The organism is Streptomyces djakartensis (assembly GCF_014651075.1).
Lineage (GTDB): Bacteria > Actinomycetota > Actinomycetes > Streptomycetales > Streptomycetaceae > Streptomyces > Streptomyces djakartensis.
The window spans coordinates 23,930-40,952 of sequence record NZ_BMWE01000026.1; the positions used below are offsets into that span (position 1 = coordinate 23,930).

General features: G+C 71.5%; 15 protein-coding genes and 1 pseudogene. 1 reads left to right on the forward strand and 15 read right to left on the reverse strand.

The annotated features are described in order from the left end of the window. Positions 1-69: 69 nt before the first annotated feature. The 5 genes from IE212_RS30785 to IE212_RS30805 all read right to left on the reverse strand — a co-directional run bounded on the left by IE212_RS30785 (position 70) and on the right by IE212_RS30805 (position 4,220). Positions 70-240, reverse strand: coding sequence for a hypothetical protein (locus IE212_RS30785; protein ID WP_190201254.1), 171 nt, complete (start codon positions 238-240; stop codon positions 70-72). A gap of 197 nt (positions 241-437) precedes the next feature. Continuing rightward, entirely contained in the window at positions 438-974 is a 537-nt protein-coding gene (locus tag IE212_RS30790) for a hypothetical protein (protein ID WP_190201255.1), read from the reverse strand. A 35-nt stretch (positions 975-1,009) separates the two neighbouring features. Continuing rightward, positions 1,010-1,582, reverse strand: coding sequence for a GNAT family N-acetyltransferase (locus IE212_RS30795; protein ID WP_190201256.1), 573 nt, complete (start codon positions 1,580-1,582; stop codon positions 1,010-1,012). Then, positions 1,560-3,806 (reverse strand): MMPL family transporter, encoded by a 2,247-nt coding sequence (locus IE212_RS30800; protein WP_190201257.1) that lies wholly within the window; start codon positions 3,804-3,806, stop codon positions 1,560-1,562. Before IE212_RS30800 ends, IE212_RS30795 begins: the two co-directional genes overlap by 23 nt. Before the next feature lie 120 nt (positions 3,807-3,926). Beyond that, positions 3,927-4,220, reverse strand: a complete 294-nt coding sequence (locus tag IE212_RS30805; protein WP_229864656.1) for a hypothetical protein — start codon at positions 4,218-4,220, stop codon at positions 3,927-3,929. Between the two features lie 376 nt (positions 4,221-4,596). Between IE212_RS30805 and IE212_RS30810 the strand changes: the two genes are divergently transcribed. Further along, a complete protein-coding gene (locus IE212_RS30810) occupies positions 4,597-5,400 on the forward strand; it encodes an SAM-dependent methyltransferase (RefSeq protein WP_190201258.1) in 804 nt (267 codons plus the stop codon). A gap of 59 nt (positions 5,401-5,459) precedes the next feature. On the opposite strand, the gene gatB is transcribed toward IE212_RS30810, so the two are convergent. The 10 genes and pseudogenes from gatB to IE212_RS30860 all read right to left on the reverse strand — a co-directional run bounded on the left by gatB (position 5,460) and on the right by IE212_RS30860 (position 16,990). Continuing rightward, positions 5,460-6,974 carry an Asp-tRNA(Asn)/Glu-tRNA(Gln) amidotransferase subunit GatB gene (gene gatB, locus IE212_RS30815; RefSeq protein WP_190201259.1) on the reverse strand — a complete coding sequence of 505 codons (1,515 nt, stop codon included), beginning with the start codon at positions 6,972-6,974 and terminating at the stop codon, positions 5,460-5,462. A 15-nt stretch (positions 6,975-6,989) separates the two neighbouring features. Further along, positions 6,990-7,229, reverse strand: a complete 240-nt coding sequence (locus IE212_RS30820) for a hypothetical protein (RefSeq protein ID WP_031117539.1) — start codon at positions 7,227-7,229, stop codon at positions 6,990-6,992. Then, the gene (gene gatA, locus IE212_RS30825) at positions 7,226-8,719 is read right to left on the reverse strand and encodes an Asp-tRNA(Asn)/Glu-tRNA(Gln) amidotransferase subunit GatA (RefSeq protein WP_190201260.1); all 1,494 of its coding nucleotides are present in this window, start codon (positions 8,717-8,719) and stop codon (positions 7,226-7,228) included. The genes IE212_RS30820 and gatA overlap by 4 nt, the downstream gene beginning before the upstream one ends. A gap of 4 nt (positions 8,720-8,723) precedes the next feature. Next, on the reverse strand, positions 8,724-9,020 hold the full coding sequence (gatC, locus tag IE212_RS30830; protein ID WP_030231941.1) for an Asp-tRNA(Asn)/Glu-tRNA(Gln) amidotransferase subunit GatC: 297 nt from the start codon (positions 9,018-9,020) through the stop codon (positions 8,724-8,726). 101 nt (positions 9,021-9,121) lie between these two features. Then, positions 9,122-11,425, reverse strand: coding sequence for a putative bifunctional diguanylate cyclase/phosphodiesterase (locus tag IE212_RS30835; RefSeq protein WP_190201261.1), 2,304 nt, complete (start codon positions 11,423-11,425; stop codon positions 9,122-9,124). A 259-nt stretch (positions 11,426-11,684) separates the two neighbouring features. Then, on the reverse strand, positions 11,685-13,880 hold the full coding sequence (gene ligA / locus IE212_RS30840; protein WP_190201262.1) for an NAD-dependent DNA ligase LigA: 2,196 nt from the start codon (positions 13,878-13,880) through the stop codon (positions 11,685-11,687). A gap of 15 nt (positions 13,881-13,895) precedes the next feature. Further along, positions 13,896-14,903 (reverse strand): methionine synthase, encoded by a 1,008-nt coding sequence (locus IE212_RS30845; protein WP_190201263.1) that lies wholly within the window; start codon positions 14,901-14,903, stop codon positions 13,896-13,898. Positions 14,904-14,935: 32 nt separating this feature from the next. Next, entirely contained in the window at positions 14,936-15,634 is a 699-nt protein-coding gene (locus IE212_RS30850) for an SDR family oxidoreductase (RefSeq protein WP_190201264.1), read from the reverse strand. An 18-nt stretch (positions 15,635-15,652) separates the two neighbouring features. Beyond that, positions 15,653-16,190 (reverse strand): annotated as a pseudogene (locus IE212_RS30855) (LOG family protein). Further along, entirely contained in the window at positions 16,187-16,990 is an 804-nt protein-coding gene (locus IE212_RS30860) for a class I SAM-dependent methyltransferase (RefSeq protein ID WP_190201265.1), read from the reverse strand. Before IE212_RS30860 ends, IE212_RS30855 begins: the two are co-directional and overlap by 4 nt. Positions 16,991-17,023: the final 33 nt, after the last annotated feature.

Here is a 17,023-nt window from a genome sequence, read left to right on the forward strand (position 1 = left end):
GGGCGGCCACGGTGTCCGCGCCCGATGCCCCAGGGACGGTCTCGGCGTCGGCCGGTCCCGTTGCGGTGTTCACGCGGCCCTGTCGAAGAGGTGCCGGCGGAAGCGGCGGCCATGGCTCTCGTGCTCGGCGGAGCCTTCGGCCGCGCGGCGGGCCCGGGCGGCCTCGCGGACCCGGCGCTCGTGGTCGGCGCGGCGCATGAGGTCGGCGGTGCGCATCTGCTGCATCTCGTACTCGTACATGGCGTGTCCTCGGGAAGAGACCGGTCGGGGAGGGGTTCCTCCGCGACGCCTCCACCTTCGTCTCCCAGGCGGGGAGGCCGCATCGGGAGAGTTCCGCATCTTCGGGGGGGCCGGTGGGGCCTTAGACACGCGTGAGGGGTCTCAGGCCTCCGTAAGGTGCTTACGGAGGCCTGAGACCCCTGTGGAACCGCGGTGACTCAGCTCGCCGACGGCAGTCCGAGCAGGATGCCGGTGTACTTGAGGACGGCCAGGAACAGGCCGATCACCCCGAGGGCGACGCCCGCCCAGGCGACCGACTTGACCCAGGGAGGCTGAATCCTGCCTGGCGTGCCGAACGCGGGCCGCGCGAGCGTCCCGACACCGACCACCAGCGCGATCACCGCGAACAGGCCGCCCCAGAGCGCGGTGGTCTGCCAGGCGTCGCCGTAGACCGCCTGGATCTGCTTGGCCACGCTCGCGCCCTGGGCGGTCTGAAGCTGACCGACCAGGTTCTGGCGGGCGGCGGCCACGGTGCCGACCCAGCTGCCGGTGAGCGAGACGACGCCCAGCGCGGCGGAGACCACGGCGGCGGCGCCCTGGCCGACACCGGAGGGACTCTCCTGAACGGTGTCGGCGATCTCGGCCTCGGCCCGGACCTCCGTGTCGGTCGCCGCGTCGGACTTGGTGGTGTCCACCGCCTTCTCGTCGGTCGTGGCCTCGGTGGCCTCGGTCTCGTCCACTGCGTTCGTTGCCATGTCTCGCACCGTAGGGTCGCTGTCTGAGAAGTCTCTTAATGATCGTCGTGAGCGGCACGCGCACGTGCCTCACGCCACTCGGGCGCCAGCACCGACCAGACTTCGAGATCGTGCCGTACGCCACGGTAGTGGTGCGCCTCGCGCCGCACACCGTCGCGGGTCATTCCGAGTCGCCGTGCCACGTTCAGGCTCGGCTGGTTTCCCGCGGCGGCGACCCACTCGACGCGGTGGATGCCGCGCCGCTCGACGGCCCAGTCGATCAGCACCCGCATCGCGCGCGTGACGAGGCCCCGGCCCGTACCCGCGGGCTCCAGCCAGCAGCCGGCCTCGCAGGTGCCGTTCGCCGCGTCGAAGTTCAGGAACAGCACACCGCCCACGAGCCTCCCGTCCAGCCACAGGCCGTGCAGGGACCCCGTGTCGGCGGCGCGCATGTCGGCGTACAGCTGGAGCTTGGCACGCGCCGAGGTCAGATCCGTCTCGGTCGTCCCGAAGGGGACGTACTGCCCGATGAACTCCCGGCCCCGCTCCAGGTGCGCCAGGAACTCCTCGGCGTGCCAGGGTTCGAGGGGCCTCAGTTCGGCGTCGTCACCCAGGGATATCGCGTACATCCCGCTGCCGCTCCTCCTGCGCCAGGACGTCCGCCACCTCGGCGTCCGTCGCGGCGGCCAGCCTCTCATGGGCGGCACGGCACTCGGGCGGTTCGATGCTGATCCGCGGCATGCGCCGGTCCAGCCATCGGGGCAGCCACCAGTTGGCGCCGCCGAGCAGGTGCATCAGGGCGGGCACGAGGAGCGTGCGGAGCACGAAGGCGTCCAGGGCGACGGCGGACGCCAGCGCGATGCCGAACATGGCGATCACCCGGTCGCCGCTGAGGACGAAGGCCAGGAAGACGGAGATCATGATGACCGCCGCCGAGTTGATCACCCGGCTGGTCTCCGCCAGGCCGACCCGGACGGCACGCCGGTTGTCGCCGGTCTCCAGCCACTCCTCGTACATCCGGCTGACCAGGAAGACCTGGTAGTCCATGGAGAGGCCGAAGAGCACCGACACCATGATCACGGGCAGGAAGGGCTCGATGGGCCCCGCGCTGCCGAGGCCGAGCAGTTCGCTGCCCCAGCCCCACTGGAACATCGCGACCACCACCCCGAAGGCGGATGCGACGGCGGCGACGTTCATCGCGGCGGCCTTCAGCGGGATGCCGATCGACCGGAAGGCGAGCAGGAGCAGCAGACAGCCCAGGCCGATGACGACTCCGACGAAGACGGGCAGCTTGGAGACGATGACGTCGGCGAAGTCGTCGTAGCCGGCCGTCATACCGCCGACCTGCACGTCGAGCGAGGTGCCCGACTCGGCGCGCGGCAGCACCTCGTCGCGCAGCCGGTCGACGAGGTCGCTGGTCTGCTTCGACTGCGGGGAGGACTCCGGTACCACGGTGAGGTAGGCGGTGTCCCCGCCGGAGTCGAATGTCACCGGGGTCACCGAGGCGACGCCGTCGGTGGTGCGGAGCGTGCCGTCGAGGTTGTCCAGGGCGAGCCTGTCCTCGGCTCCGCCGACCTTGGTGACGAGGGTGAGCGGGCCGTTCACGCCGGGGCCGAAGCCGTCGGCGAGGAGGTCGTAGGCCTGGCGGGTGGTGGACGTCCGGGGGTCGTTGCCCTGGTCGGAGGTGCCCAGGTGCAAGGAGAGCGTGGGCAGCGCGAGGACGGCCATGACGGCCAGGGCCACGGCACCGAGCACCTTGGGGTGCCGTTCCACGAACGCCGACCAGCGGGCGGCGAAGCCGGTGGGCAGTTCCGGCTCGGGCCCGTGTTCCGCCAGGCGGCGGCGCTCACGGCGGCTGAGAGCGCGCATCCCGATGAGGGACAGCAGGGCGGGCAGCAGGGTCACGGAGGCCGCGACGGTGAGGATCACGGTGAGGCCGGCCGCTATGGCGACGCCGTTGAGGAAGCTCAGCCGGAGGATCAGCATGCCCAGCAGGGCTATGCAAACGGTGGCGCCCGCGAAGACGACCGCCCGTCCCGTGGTCGCGACGGCGTTGGTGGCGGCCTCGGCGACGGACTGCCCGCGTTTCAGGCCGCGCCGGTGTCTGGTCACGATGAACAGGGCGTAGTCGATGCCGACGCCGAGCCCGATCAGCATGCCGAGCATGGGGGCGAAGTCGGCGACGGTCATGGCGTGCCCGAGCAGCACGATCCCGGCGTAGGCGGTGCCGACGCCGACCAGGGCGGTGGCGATGGGCAGCAGCGAGGCGGCGAGCGAGCCGAAGGCGAGGAACAGCACGACGGCGGCGACCAGCACGCCGACGATCTCGGCGGTGTGCCCGCCGGAGCTCTGGGTGAGCTCGACGGCACTGCCGCCCAGCTCCACCCGCAGGCCGTCGGTCTCGGCGCTCTTCGCGGCGTCGACGACGGCCCGGGCCTCGGACGCGCTGACGTCCTGGGCCTGGTCGTCGAAGGTGACGGTGGCGTACGCCGTCCGGCCGTCCTCGCTGATCCGGCCGGTGCCCGGGCCGTCGTAGGGGCTGGTCACGGAGGCCACGCCGGGCAGTTTCCCGACGCGGTCCAGGGCGCGGGTCATGGTCTGCTCGACGTCGGCGGCGCGCACGCTGCCGGACGTGGTGTGCCAGACGACGGTGTCGCTGTCGCCGCCGAGCCGCGGGAAGCCCTCGTGCAGCAGCTGGGTGGCGCGGCCCGACTCGGTGCCGGGGACCTGGTAGTCGTTCGAGTACGCGGAGCCCGCGGCGGCGGCGCCCGCGGCGACCCCTGCGAAGGCGAGGAGCCACAGCAGAACGGTGACCGTACGGCGTTGGACACACCAGCGTGCGAGGGCTGCCACGAAACGTGCTCCAGGGTTCGCATGAGCAATGCCGCATCACTCTTGCAGCCGAACGAGATCGTTTGTCGGTTTCGTGGCCTTATTCACAGTGTTCGTGGGCTTGTGCACATCGGGTCGCGGTCAGTCGAACTGGTCCCCCAGCGCCATCACCATCACCCCCGCGATCAGCAGCCACAGTGCCCTGCGGGTGCGGCCCCGGGAGCCCAGTACGGCCGCGAGGGCGCAGACGGCGGCCCCGCCGGCGTATGCGGCCGGAACGAGCGCGGTCGCGGAGCGGGCGGCGCGGATCAGCGCCGCGGCCAGTCCCGCGAGGGTGAGAAGGACGCCGGTCCCGGCAGCCGTCCAGCGGGCTCGTCGCGCGTCCTCTTCCGTCTCGTCGGCGTCCGTCTCCACGACGTCGGCGTCTGTCTCCACGACGTCGGCGTCCGTCTCCACGACGTCGGCGTCCGTCTCCACGACGTCGGCGTCTGTCTCCACGATGTCGCCCTCTGTCTCATGGAACTCGGCGTCCGTCTCCACGACGTCGGCGTCTGTCTCCCGGACCTCGGCGTTTGTCTCCGGTATCTCCGGGCCGGTGTCGGAATCAGCGCGTCCACTCATGGCCGAGACGGTAGCGCGCCGTGAAGGAAAACCGGGTGCGGGGTGGCGCGGGCCACTGTTAGCGTCCGCTGGTCCGAGGAATGCCCGCGGCATCTCGCCGCCCGGCCGAAGCAGGTGCGTTGTTTGACGGTCCGACCGAGCTCCGACGCATCCCCCTTCTTCCTCAAGGACTCAAGGAGCCCGTTCACCGATGCCGGACATGACTTCCCGGACCTCGAACGACCCCCTCACTGATCGTGTGAGCCACCCCGGCTACCCGCGCAGCAACCGCTACGACGCCCGCTGGAGCATCGAGAACCAGATGGGTCCGCACGCGCTGTGGCTGCTGGAGTGGCTGGCCCCGGCCCTGGGACTCGACACCCTGAGCCCCGGCTCGCGGGTGCTCGACCTGGGCTGCGGACGCGCCATGACGTCGATCTTCCTCGCCAGGGAGTACGACGTCCGGGTCACCGCCGCCGACCTGTGGATCAAGCCTGACGAGAACGCCCCGCGCATCGCCGCGGCGGGCGTCGCCGACCGGGTGCTGCCGGTGTTCGCCGAGGCGCACGACCTGCCGTTCGGCGAGGGCAGCTTCGACGCGATCGTCTCCATCGACGCCTACCAGTACTTCGGCACCGACGACCTGTACCTGCCCGAGCTGACGCGGCTGCTGAAGCCGGGCGGGCGGATCGGTGTCGTGGTACCCGCGCTGCGCGAGGAGATCGACGGCGTCGAGCCGCCGGAGCACCTGCGGCCGTACTGGGAGCCCGCTTTCTGGTGCTTCCACACGGCCGCCTGGTGGCGGCGCCACTGGACCCGCAGCGGGTCCGTGGAGGTCGAGACCGCCGACTGGCTCGACGACGGCTGGCGGGACTGGCTGCGGTGGAGCGAGGTCGTGGCCGAGGAGCACACGGACGAGTTCCACATCCGGATGGCCGGCCGGAGCGCCGAGATGCTGCGCCTGGACCAGGGCCGCACGCTGGGCTTCGTCCGGGTCGTGGGGCGTCGCCCCTGAGTGAACGACGAGGGGGGCGCACCGGGTCGGTGCGCCCCCCTTGTCGGGTCCACGGGAGGTCAGCCCTCGCTGACGCCCAGCTTCTCCAGGATCAGCTCCTTGACGCGTGCCGCGTCGGCCTGACCCCTGGTCGCCTTCATGACCGCGCCGACCAGAGCACCGGCCGCCGCCACCTTGCCGCCGCGGATCTTGTCCGCGACGCCCGGGTTGCCGGCGATCGCCTCGTCGACGGCCGCCGTCAGCGCGCCCTCGTCGGAGACGACCTTCAGACCGCGCTTGTCGACGACCTCGTCCGGGGTGCCCTCGCCCGCGAGGACGCCCTCGATGACCTGACGGGCCAGCTTGTCGTTGAGATCGCCCTTCGCCACCAGTTCGGTGACCCGGGCCACCTGCGCCGGGGTGATCGCCAGCTCGTCGAGCGCCTTGCCCGACTCGTTGGCGCTGCGGGCCAGCTCGCCCATCCACCACTTGCGGGCGGAGGCAGCGTCGGCCCCCGCCTCGATGGTGGCGACGATCGGCTCCAGCGCGCCGGCGTTGAGGATCGCCTGCATGTCGGTGGCCGAGACGCCCCACTCCTCGCGGAGCCGGTTGCGGCGGACCAGCGGCAGCTCGGGCAGGGAGGCCCGGATCTCCTCGACCCACTCGCGGGACGGGGCGACCGGCACCAGGTCGGGCTCCGGGAAGTACCGGTAGTCCTCGGCCTCCTCCTTCACGCGGCCCGAGGTCGTCGACCCCGTGTCCTCGTGGAAGTGCCGGGTCTCCTGCACGATCGTGCCGCCGGACGACAGCACCGCGGCGTGCCGCTGGATCTCGAAGCGGGCGGCGCGCTCGACGGAGCGCAGCGAGTTGACGTTCTTCGTCTCCGAGCGGGTGCCGAACTTCTCGGTGCCGTGCGGGCGCAGCGACAGGTTCACGTCGCAGCGCATCTGGCCCATCTCCATCCGGGCCTCGGAGACGCCGAGCGCCCGGATGACCTCGCGCAGCTCACGGACGTAGGCCCGCGCGACCTCGGGGGCACGCTCGCCCGCGCCCTCGATCGGCTTGGTGACGATCTCGATGAGCGGGATGCCGGCGCGGTTGTAGTCCAGCAGGGAGTGGGACGCGCCGTGGATACGGCCGGTGGCGCCACCGACATGCGTCGACTTGCCGGTGTCCTCCTCCATGTGGGCGCGCTCGATCTCCACGCGGAAGGTCTCGCCGTCCTCCAGCTGCACGTCGAGGTAGCCGTTGAAGGCGATCGGCTCGTCGTACTGGGAGGTCTGGAAGTTCTTCGGCATGTCCGGATAGAAGTAGTTCTTCCGGGCGAAGCGGCACCACTCGGCGATCTCGCAGTTCAGCGCGAGGCCGATCTTGATGGCGGACTCGACACCGGTCGCGTTGACGACCGGCAGCGCGCCGGGCAGGCCGAGGCAGACCGGGCAGGTCTGCGTGTTGGCGTCCTGGCCGAGGGCGGTCGAGCAGCCGCAGAACATCTTGGTCTTGGTGCCGAGTTCGACATGGACCTCGAGGCCCATGACGGGGTCGTACGAGGCGAGTGCGTCCTCGTACGACACCAGGTCGGTCGTGGTGGTCACGGTGAAACTTCCCTCTCAGCCCAGCAGGACGTCGTCGTCGCCCAGCCGCTTCAGCTCGCGGTAGAGAATGGCCAGGTTGGTGACGACGGCCGCGCCGGTCACGACGGCGTCGATCAGCCGCAGCGTGTCGTTGTCTCCGCGGGCCTTCTTGATCTGCTTGTAGACACCGACGGCGCCGAACGCCGACGTGGCCATCGACACGTACAGGCCGGACTTGGACTTCTTGAAGCCCTTGGCCTTGGACAGTGCGCTCACAGCGACGGAGCCTCCTCGATCAGCGGGTGGCCCCACTTTTCCACGAAGGCGGCCTCGACGGCGGCACCCACCTTGTAGAGGCGGTCGTCCTTCATGACGGGGGCGATGATCTGCAGGCCGACCGGGAGGTTGTCCTCCGGGGCGAGGCCGCACGGCAGCGACATTGCCGCGTTGCCCGCCAGGTTGGTCGGGATGGTGCACAGGTCGGCGAGGTACATCGCCATCGGGTCGTCGGCGCGCTCGCCGATCGCGAAGGCGGTGGTCGGGGTCGTCGGGGAGACGATCACGTCGACCTGCTCGAACGCCCTGTCGAAGTCCTGCTTGATGAGCGTGCGGACCTTCTGGGCGCTGCCGTAGTAGGCGTCGTAGTAGCCGGAGCTCAGCGCGTACGTGCCGAGCATGATGCGGCGCTTGACCTCGGGGCCGAAGCCGGCCTCGCGGGTGAGGGAGGTGACCTCCTCCGCCGAGTGGCTGCCGTCGTCGCCGGTCCGCAGGCCGTAGCGCAGGCCGTCGAAGCGGGCGAGGTTGGAGGAGCACTCGGAGGGCGCGATCAGGTAGTACGCCGACAGCGCCAGGTCGAAGGACGGGCAGTCCAGCTCGACGATCTCGGCGCCCAGTTCCTTGAGCAGCTCGACGGACTCGTCGAACCGCTGGATGACGCCGGCCTGGTAGCCCTCGCCGCGGAACTGCCTGACGACGCCGACGCGCATGCCCTCGACGCTGCCGCCCAGGGCTGCCTCGACGACCGCCGGGACGGGCTCGTCGATGGAGGTGGAGTCCATCGGGTCGTGCCCGGCGATCACCTCGTGCAGCAGGGCCGCGTCCAGGACCGTGCGGGCGCAGGGGCCGCCCTGGTCGAGGGAGGAGGAGAACGCCACCATGCCGTAGCGGGAGACCGCGCCGTACGTCGGCTTCACACCGACCGTGCCGGTGACGGCGGCAGGCTGGCGGATGGAGCCGCCGGTGTCGGTGCCGATGGCGAGCGGGGCCTGGAAGGAGGCGAGCGCGGCGGAGGAACCGCCACCGGAGCCGCCGGGGATCTTCGTCAGGTCCCAGGGGTTGCCGGTCGGGCCGTAGGCGCTGTTCTCGGTGGAGGAGCCCATGGCGAACTCGTCCATGTTGGTCTTGCCGAGGATCACGACGTCGGCGGCCTTGAGGCGCTGGGTGACGGTCGCGTCGTACGGCGGGATCCAGCCCTCGAGGATCTTCGAACCGACCGTGGTCGGGACGCCCTCGGTGGTGAAGATGTCCTTCAGCGCGAGGGGCACACCGGCCAGCGGGCCGAGCTTCTCCCCCTTGGCGCGCTTCTCGTCGACGGCACGGGCCTGGGCGAGGGCGCCCTCGCGGTCGACGTGCAGGAAGGCGTGCACCTTCTCGTCGACGGCCTCGATGCGGGCGAGGTGGGCCTCGGTGACCTCGACGGCCGTCAGCTCGCCGGAAGCGATCTTCGCGGCGGTCTCGGCCGCCGTCAGCTTGATGATGTCCGTCACGGTCTTAGTCCTCCCCCAGGATCTGCGGCACCTTGAAACGCTGCTGCTCCTGGGCCGGGGCGCCGGAGAGCGCCTGCTCGGGGGTGAGCGAGGGACGGACCTCGTCCGGGCGCATGACGTTCGTCAGCGGGAGCGGGTGCGAGGTCGGCGGTACGTCTTGGTCGGCGACCTCGCTGACGCGGGCGACCGCGCCGATGATGTCGTCCAGCTGTCCCGCGAAGTGCTCGAGCTCTTCGGGCTTCAGCTCCAGACGCGCCAGCCGGGCGAGGTGGGCGACCTCCTCGCGCGTGATGCCAGGCATGCAGCGATCCTCTGGGGGTGAGTGAATGTGGTTTGGCCCAATCCTATGGGTCGGGAGGCCGTGCCCGTGAAACGGTTTGCCGGACCCTGGTGCCGCCGGCTCTAGCCGATCCGGCCCGAGTCGTCCGCCGTCGCCGCCGGGAGGGCCGCCCGGGGGCGCTGCCAGCCGCGGGATCCCCGGGCGCGGAGCCAGGCCGTGGTCTCGTCGGGAGGCATCGCGGCGGCGACCAGCCAGCCCTGGACGGCGTCGCAGCCGAGGTCGCGCAGGCGTTCCCAGGTCTCGTCGTCCTCGACGCCCTCGGCAACGACGAGCAGGCCGAGGGAGTGCGCGAGGTCGACCGTGCAGCGCACGATCTCGGCGTCCTCGGTGTCGACCGCGAGCCGGGCGACGAACGAGCGGTCGATCTTCAGCTCGCTGACCGGGAGCCGGCGCAGGTGCACGAGCGAGGAGTAGCCGGTGCCGAAGTCGTCCAGCGACATCTTGACGCCGTGCCCGGTCAGCGCGTTGAGGGTGTCGGCGGCACGCTGCGGGTCCTCCAGGAGGACGTGCTCCGTGATCTCGAGTTGGAGCGCTCCCGCGGGCACGCCGTGCCGGGCCAGCCGGGCGGCGACCGAGCCCGCGAAGCCGGGGGTGTGGACGTCGCGCGGGGAGACGTTGACCGCGACCGGGACGAACAGTCCCTCGGACCGCCAGCGCGCGACCTGGGCGAGCGCGGTCTCCAGGACGTACTCGGTGAGATGGGGCATCAGCCCGGAGGACTCGGCGATCGCTATGAACTCGTCCGGCGGCACCTTGCCCCGCTCGGGGTGGACCCAGCGGACCAGGGCCTCCAGGCCCGCGACCTGTCCGTCGAAGCGGACCTTCGGCTGGTAGTGCAGCTCGACCTCGTGGGCGTCCAGCGCCCGGCGCAGGTCGCCCAGCAGGCCGAGCCGGTCCGGGGTGTTGGAGTCGCGCTTGGACTCGTAGACCTCGACACCCGTACGGTCCCGCTTCGCCTGGTACATCGCCACGTCCGCCCGCCGCAGCAGCCCCTCGGCGTCCAGGGCGTGGTCGGGGAAGACGGCGACCCCGGCGCTGGCCTCCAGGACGAGAGTGAGGCCGTCGAGGTCGAGCGGGGAGCTGAGCGCCGAGACGAGGTTGCGGGCGACCCGGGTCGCGGAGGTCGTGGAGTCGGCGACGGGCAGTAAGACCGCGAACTCGTCCCCGCCGAGCCGGGCCGCCTCCGCCCCGCGCGGCAGCGCCACGCGCAGCCGGTCGGCGATCTGCAACAGCAGCCGGTCACCGGCCAGATGACCGAGGGTGTCGTTGACCGAGCGGAAACGGTCGAGGTCGATCAGCATCAGGGCGGCCCGGGCGTCGATGCGTTCGGCGTCGTCCAGCGCGGTCCAGATGCGCTCCAGCAGCCACTGACGGTTGGGCAGCCCGGTCAGCGGGTCGCGCAGTTGTTCCTCGGCGCGGGCCCGGGCGATCCAGAGCGTGGAGTCCAGGGCGATGAGCGGGATGGAGAACAGCGGCAGCAGGACCGGCTTGGCCACGGCCACCACGCACACCAGCGGCGCGATGCCCAGCAGCGCCACCGCCACCAGGCCCTGCCGGACCAGGGCGGTGCGGGCGACGGTGGGCAGGCCGGGGCGCGGGGCGTGCAGGTACCAGAGCAGGACGCGGGAGACGGCGAGGTAGGCGGCGGCGACCAGGGCCACCTGAGGGGCCGTGTAGAGCGTCCAGCCGGCGGGGTCGGCCGGGGACTCGACGGACGGTACGGATCCGAAGGCGCCGAGCACCGATGCGCCGGCGCCGATCCCGAGGAGGTCGACCGCGCCGTGCAGGACGCCCTGGCGCCAGCGGTTGCGGCGGGCCACGCCGACCAGCACGACGACCGTGAGGCTGACCATGCCGGCCGGTACCCAGCCGTACAGCAGCAGCACCGCGAGGGTGAGGGCGGCGCCCGAGCCGGTGCCGCCCCACCAGCGGGAACGGCCGAGCATGACGAGATGGCCGACGATGATGCCGGTCAGCACGGCCAGCGCCCAGCCGGCCCGTCCGGCCGGGAAGAGCGCGTGGCCGCCGGTGAAGGCGCGGTAGAAGCCGGCGCCCAGCAGGAACCCGGCCGCCGCGACGACCGCGGCGGGCAGCGCGGGCCAGGGCAGGCGACGTTCGGTGCCGGCCTCCTGCCCCGTGCCCGTCAGTCCGGGGGCGGGGTCGGTGACCGGCTGGGGGGCACCGCGGCCGTCCGCGGCGGCACGCCCCCCGGTGACGCGCCCGTCCGCGGTGTACTGTCCGGCGGCGCGCTCCCCCATGCCCGGACGCCCCGCCGGCCGCCCGGTCCCACGGACTGCCCGCCATGCGACCGCCATTCGGCGCAGGCGCAGCCGTGAGCCCGGCACGGCGCTCTCGGTCGGTTCCATTCCCGTCCCTCTCACAGCCGGCGGTGCCCACGCCACGCGGCCCGGTGCCCGACAACCCCTCAACGGCCCGCGTTGGAAAACCCTTCCCCGTGCCGCGCGCGAGCACGAAGATGCCCCGATCGCAGCTGGGCACGGCAGGCGCACATCTCAACACTAGGCCGCTGAAGGCTTCCACGGGCAGCGGTCGCTGACGGTTGCCCGAATGCGCCCCGGCCACCCGTATGCATCTGGTATGCGCCGAACGGGTGGCCTTCAACCGCTACTCCTCGGCCGAAAGGGCGAGTTCGGCCGCCGCGTCCGGTCCCTGCTCCAGCAGGACCCGGAAACCGTCCTCGTTCAGGACGGGCACTTTCAGCTGCATCGCCTTGTCGTATTTCGATCCGGGACTGTCACCCACAACGACGAACGACGTCTTCTTCGAAACAGAGCCGGTCACCTTCGCTCCGCGGCTCTGCAGCGCCTCCTTGGCGCCGTCCCGCGTGAACTGTTCGAGGGTGCCGGTGACGACCACGGTGAGGCCTTCGAGCGGGCGCGGCCCTTCGTCCTCGCCGGTGCTCTCCTCCTCCATGCGGACGCCCGCGGCCTTCCACTTTCGGATGATTTCGCGGTGCCAGTCCTCGGCGAACCACTGCTTGAGGGAGGCGGCGATGGTCGGGCCGACGCCCTCGGTGACCGCCAGTTCCTCCTCCGTGGCCTGGTCGATGCGCTCGATCGAGCGGAATTCGCGGGCCAGGGCTTCGGCCGCGACCGGCCCGACGTGACGGATCGACAGGCTGGTGATGATCCGGGCGAGCGGGCGCTGCTTGGCCGCCGCGATGTTCTCCAGCATGGCAAGCGCGTTCTTGCGGGGCTCGCCCTGCTGGTTCGCGAAGATGGTGGCGACCTTCTCCTCGCCGGTCTTGGGGTCGCGCTTGGGCAGGCCGCTGTCCGGGTCGAGGACGTACGCCTTGATGGGCAGCAACTGCTCGATGGTGAGGTCGAACAGGTCCCCCTCGTCCACCAGCGGCGGGTTCTCGGGCTCCAGCGGCGCCGTGAGTGCGGCGGCGGCGACGTAGCCGAAGTGCTCGATGTCCAGCGCCTTGCGGCCCGCGAGGTAGAACAGGCGCTCGCGCAACTGGGCGGGGCAGCTGCGGGCGTTGGGGCAGCGCAGGTCGACGTCGCCCTCCTTCATCGGCCTGAGCGGGGTGCCGCACTCGGGGCATTCGGCCGGCATCACGAACTCGCGCTCGCTGCCGTCGCGCAGGTCGGCGACGGGCCCGAGGATCTCCGGGATGACGTCACCGGCCTTGCGCAGCACCACCGTGTCGCCGATGAGGACGCCCTTGGCCTTGACCACGTCCTGGTTGTGCAGGGTGGCGAACTCCACCTCGGAGCCGGCGACCGTGACCGGCTCGACCTGGGCGTACGGCGTGACCCGGCCCGTGCGGCCCACGCCCACGCGGATGTTGACGAGCTTGGTGTTGACCTCCTCGGGCGCGTACTTGTACGCGATCGCCCAGCGTGGGGCGCGCGAGGTGGAACCGAGGCGGCCCTGGAGCGGGATCTCGTCGAGCTTGACGACCACGCCGTCGATCTCGTGCTCCACGGAGTGGCGGTTCTCGCCGTAGTGGGCGATGAACTCCCGCACGCCATCGAGGCCGTCGACCACCCTGTTGTGCCGGGAGGTGGGCAGGCCCCAGGTCTTCAGCAGGTCGTACGCCTGGGAGAGGCGGGTCAGGCCGGTGTAGCCCTCCAGGGCGCCGATGCCGTGCACCACCATGTGCAGGGGGCGGGTGGCGGTGACGCGCGGGTCCTTCTGGCGCAGTGACCCGGCCGCCGCGTTGCGCGGGTTGGCGAACGGCTTGTCACCGGCCTCGACGAGCCGGGCGTTGAGCTCCTGGAACTTCTCCATCGGGAAGTAGACCTCGCCGCGGATCTCCACCAGGTCCGGGACGCGGTCGCCCTTCAGGCGCTCCGGGATCTCGGCGATCGTGCGGACGTTCGGCGTGATGTCCTCGCCGGTGCGGCCGTCGCCCCGGGTCGCGGCGCGGGTGAGGCGGCCGTGCTCGTAGGTGAGGTTCACGGCGAGGCCGTCGACCTTCAGCTCGCACAGGAAGTGGTACTCCTGCTCGCCCAGTTCCCTGGCGATGCGCTCCGTCCAGGCGGCCATCTCCTCGTCGTTGAACGTGTTGTCGAGGGAGAGCATGCGCTGGCGGTGCTCGACCGCCGTGAACTCCGTCTCGTAGGACCCGGAGACCTTCTGGGTCGGCGAGTCCGGGGTGCGCAGCTCCGGGTGCTCCTCCTCCAGCGCCTCCAGGGAACGCAGCAGCTGGTCGAACTCCGCGTCGCTGACGACGGGAGCGTCCTTCACGTAGTAACGGAAGCGGTGTTCCTCGATCTGCTCCGCGAGGCGCGCGTGCTTCTCCCGTGCCTCGGCGGGCACCGTCGTCGTCTCCGCTTGCTTGTCGCCGGCCACCGTGTCGTCCTCCCGTTACTCTGGGTTGTCCGCGAGAGATCTCGCCGCCCGGACACAGTGGGCGAGCGCCGTGCGCGCGTACCCCGGGGAGGCCCCCGCGAGTCCGCACGCCGGGGTGAGTGTGACCGCCTCCGCGAGAAGCCCCGGTGACAGCCCCAGCCTGCGCCACAGCGTCCTGACACCCATGACGCTACCGGCAGGGTCTGACAATGGGCCCTCCGTGCCCGGGACAACACCGGCGAAGAGCCGGGTACCGCCCTCCACCGCCTCACCGATCACCTCGTCGTCACGCTCGGTGAGCAGCGAGAAGTCGAAGGAGACGGCCGCCGCCCCCGCCCGCCGCAGCAGGGCGAAGGGGACGTCCGGCGCGCAGGAGTGGACGACGACCGGGCCGTCCCCGTGCACGGCGACGACGTCGCGGAGCGTGGCCTCGGCGATCTGCCGGTCGACGGCCCGGTGGGTGCGGTAGCCGCTGGCGGTCTTCACCTGGCCGCGCAGGACGGAGGTGAGGGACGGCTCGTCGAGCTGGAGGACGAGCTGTGCGCCGGGGACGCGCCGCCGCACTTCGGCGAGATGCAGACGCAGCCCTTCGGCGAGGGAGGCGGCCAGGTCCCGGCAGGCGCCGGCGTCGGAGAGGGCCGCCTCGCCGTTCCTCAGCTCCAGGCCGGCGGCCAGCGTCCACGGCCCGACCGCCTGCACCTTCAGCGGCCCCTGGTACTCCTGCGTGAACTCCTCCAGCGCGTCGAGGTCCTCACCGAGCCAGGAACGGGCCCGTCTGGTGTCCCGCCCCGGCCGGTCGCCGAGCCGCCAGCCGCTGGGCTCCACCCGCGCGTACAGCTCGACGAGCAGGCCGGCGGTCCGCCCGATCATGTCCGCGCCGGGGCCCCGGGCGGGCAGTTCGGGCAGGAAGGGGAAGTCCTCGAAGGTCCCGGTGACGGTCTTGGCGGCTTCTCGGGCGTCGCCGCCCGGCATGGACCCCACACCGGTGGCGGCGCCGAACCTGAACTGGCTGTTTTCGCTCACCCGGAGAAGCCTACGCAGCGGCTGCGCCGAGGTCAGTTCCCCGGTCGCACCGTCAGGTCGTTGACCTCCGCGTCCCTCGGCAGGTCCAGGGCCATCAGGATCGTCGTGGCCACGGACTCCGGGTCGATCCACTTCGAGGCGTCGTACTCCTTGCCCTCCTGCTGGTGGACCTTGACCTGCATGGGGCTCGCCGTGCGGCCGGGGTAGACCGAGGTGACCCGGACACCGCCCGCGTGCTCCTCGTGGCGCAGGGAGTCGGCCAGGGCCTTCAGGCCGTGCTTGGAGGCGGCGTACGCCGACCAGCCGGCGTGAGCGCTCAGGCCGGCGCCTGAGTTGACGAAGAGCACATGGCCCCGGGCGGCGCGCAGCTGGGGCAGGAAGTGGCGGGTCAGCTCGGCGGGGGCGACGAGGTTGACGTTGAGCTGGTGGCGCCAGGCCTTCGGGGTGAGGTCGCCGACCGGGCCGAGGTCGACGACCCCGGCGATGTGCAGCAGCGAGTCCACGCGGTCGGGCAGCGACTGGTGGGAGAACGCCCAGGAGAGCTTGTCGGGGTCCGCCAGGTCGCCGACCAGCGTCTTCGCCCCGGGGAACGCGGCCGCCAGCTCCTTCGCGCGGCCCGCGTCGCGCGCGTGCAGCACGAGGTCGTCCCCGCGCGCGTGCAGACGGCGGGCCACGGCCGCGCCGATGCCGGAGCCGGCCCCGGTGATCACATGAGTAGCCATGCCCGCCATGCTCGCATCAGAGCCGGGTTACTCGATGCCCCGGCTCTCCTCCAGGTAAGCCAGCGCCCCCACCGGTTCCTCGGCGAAGAACACCAGGTCGGTGAGCGGGCGGGGCAGGAACCCCTCGTCCTCCATGCGGCGGAACTGCTCCTTCAGGCCGTCGTAGAACCCGGCGGTGTTGAGCAGCACCACCGGCTTGTCCGTGTGACCGTGCTTCTTCAGCTCCAGGATCTCGGTCGCCTCGTCGCGTGCCGGTGCCGCCCACCATGATCACCACGGCGTCGGCCTTCTCCAGGAGGAGCCTCTTGCGCTCGGCCAGGTCCTTCGCGACGACCATCTCGTCGACGCCCGGGCGGGCCTTCGCCGAGAGGAACTGCACGGAGACGCCGGCGAGCCGGCCGCCCGCCTCCTGCACCCCGTCGGCGACGACCTTCATCAGGCCGACGTCCGAGCCGCCCCACACCAGCGTGTGGCCGCCCTTGCCCAGCAGCGTGGCGAACTCCCGCGCGGGACGGGTGTAGCGCTCGTCGAGGTCGGCGGCGGAGAGGAAGACACAGATGTTCATGGCCCCACCGTACGGGCCCGGTCGGCGGCCACCGTCACGCGCATCTTGGACTGCCCGTGCGGGAGCCGTTCCCAGTCGTCCATGAACCGTGCGTCCAGGCCGTGCCGGGCCGCGAGTGCGGTCAGCGTCTCCGTGCGGTAGTAGAAGTCCTCGCGCAGCACCTGGTGCTCCGCGCCCTCGGTGCGGTCGAAGGTGAAGTCGAAGAACCCGCCGGGCGCGAGGATCCTGCCGACGTGGGCGAAGCACTCCTCGATGACGTGCGGCGGGGAGTGGGAGAAGACGCTGTGCGCGTGCACGACGTCGAAGTGCGCGTCGGGCAGGAAGGCGAAGGTGAGGTCGTCGGCGAGCACCAGGTACGGCAGCTTGGGCTGCAGTCTCCCGGCGGCGAGGGTGTCCTGGGCGGCGAGCAGGATGTGCGGCGAGATGTCGATTCCGTAGTAGTGGCCGGTGTCGAGGTAGTCGATGAACAGCCGTCCGGCGCGCAGGTTGCCGCAGCCGATCTCCAGCATGCGGTGGTGCGGCTGGAGACCGTGCCGCACCAGGTAGTCGAACTGCATGCGCCCGATCCGCGCCCACGCCTCGCGCGACGGGTTGTGTCCCACCGCCGCCTCCGTGCTGCGCGCCGCGTCGGAGGCCATCACCGCGCGGTAGTACGCGATGTGGTCCCGGTACCGCAGCCGCAGCCAGGCGTCCCGCGCCGCGCGCCGGGCGTGCGCGGGTATGCGCTCCGGGTGGCGCAGCGCGTACCGGACCTGGTGGGCCAGGGTGCTGCGGTTCCTTGCCGGTTCCGTGGCTCGCATGAGGGCCTCCAGCGGCGAGGGAAGAACTCCGCT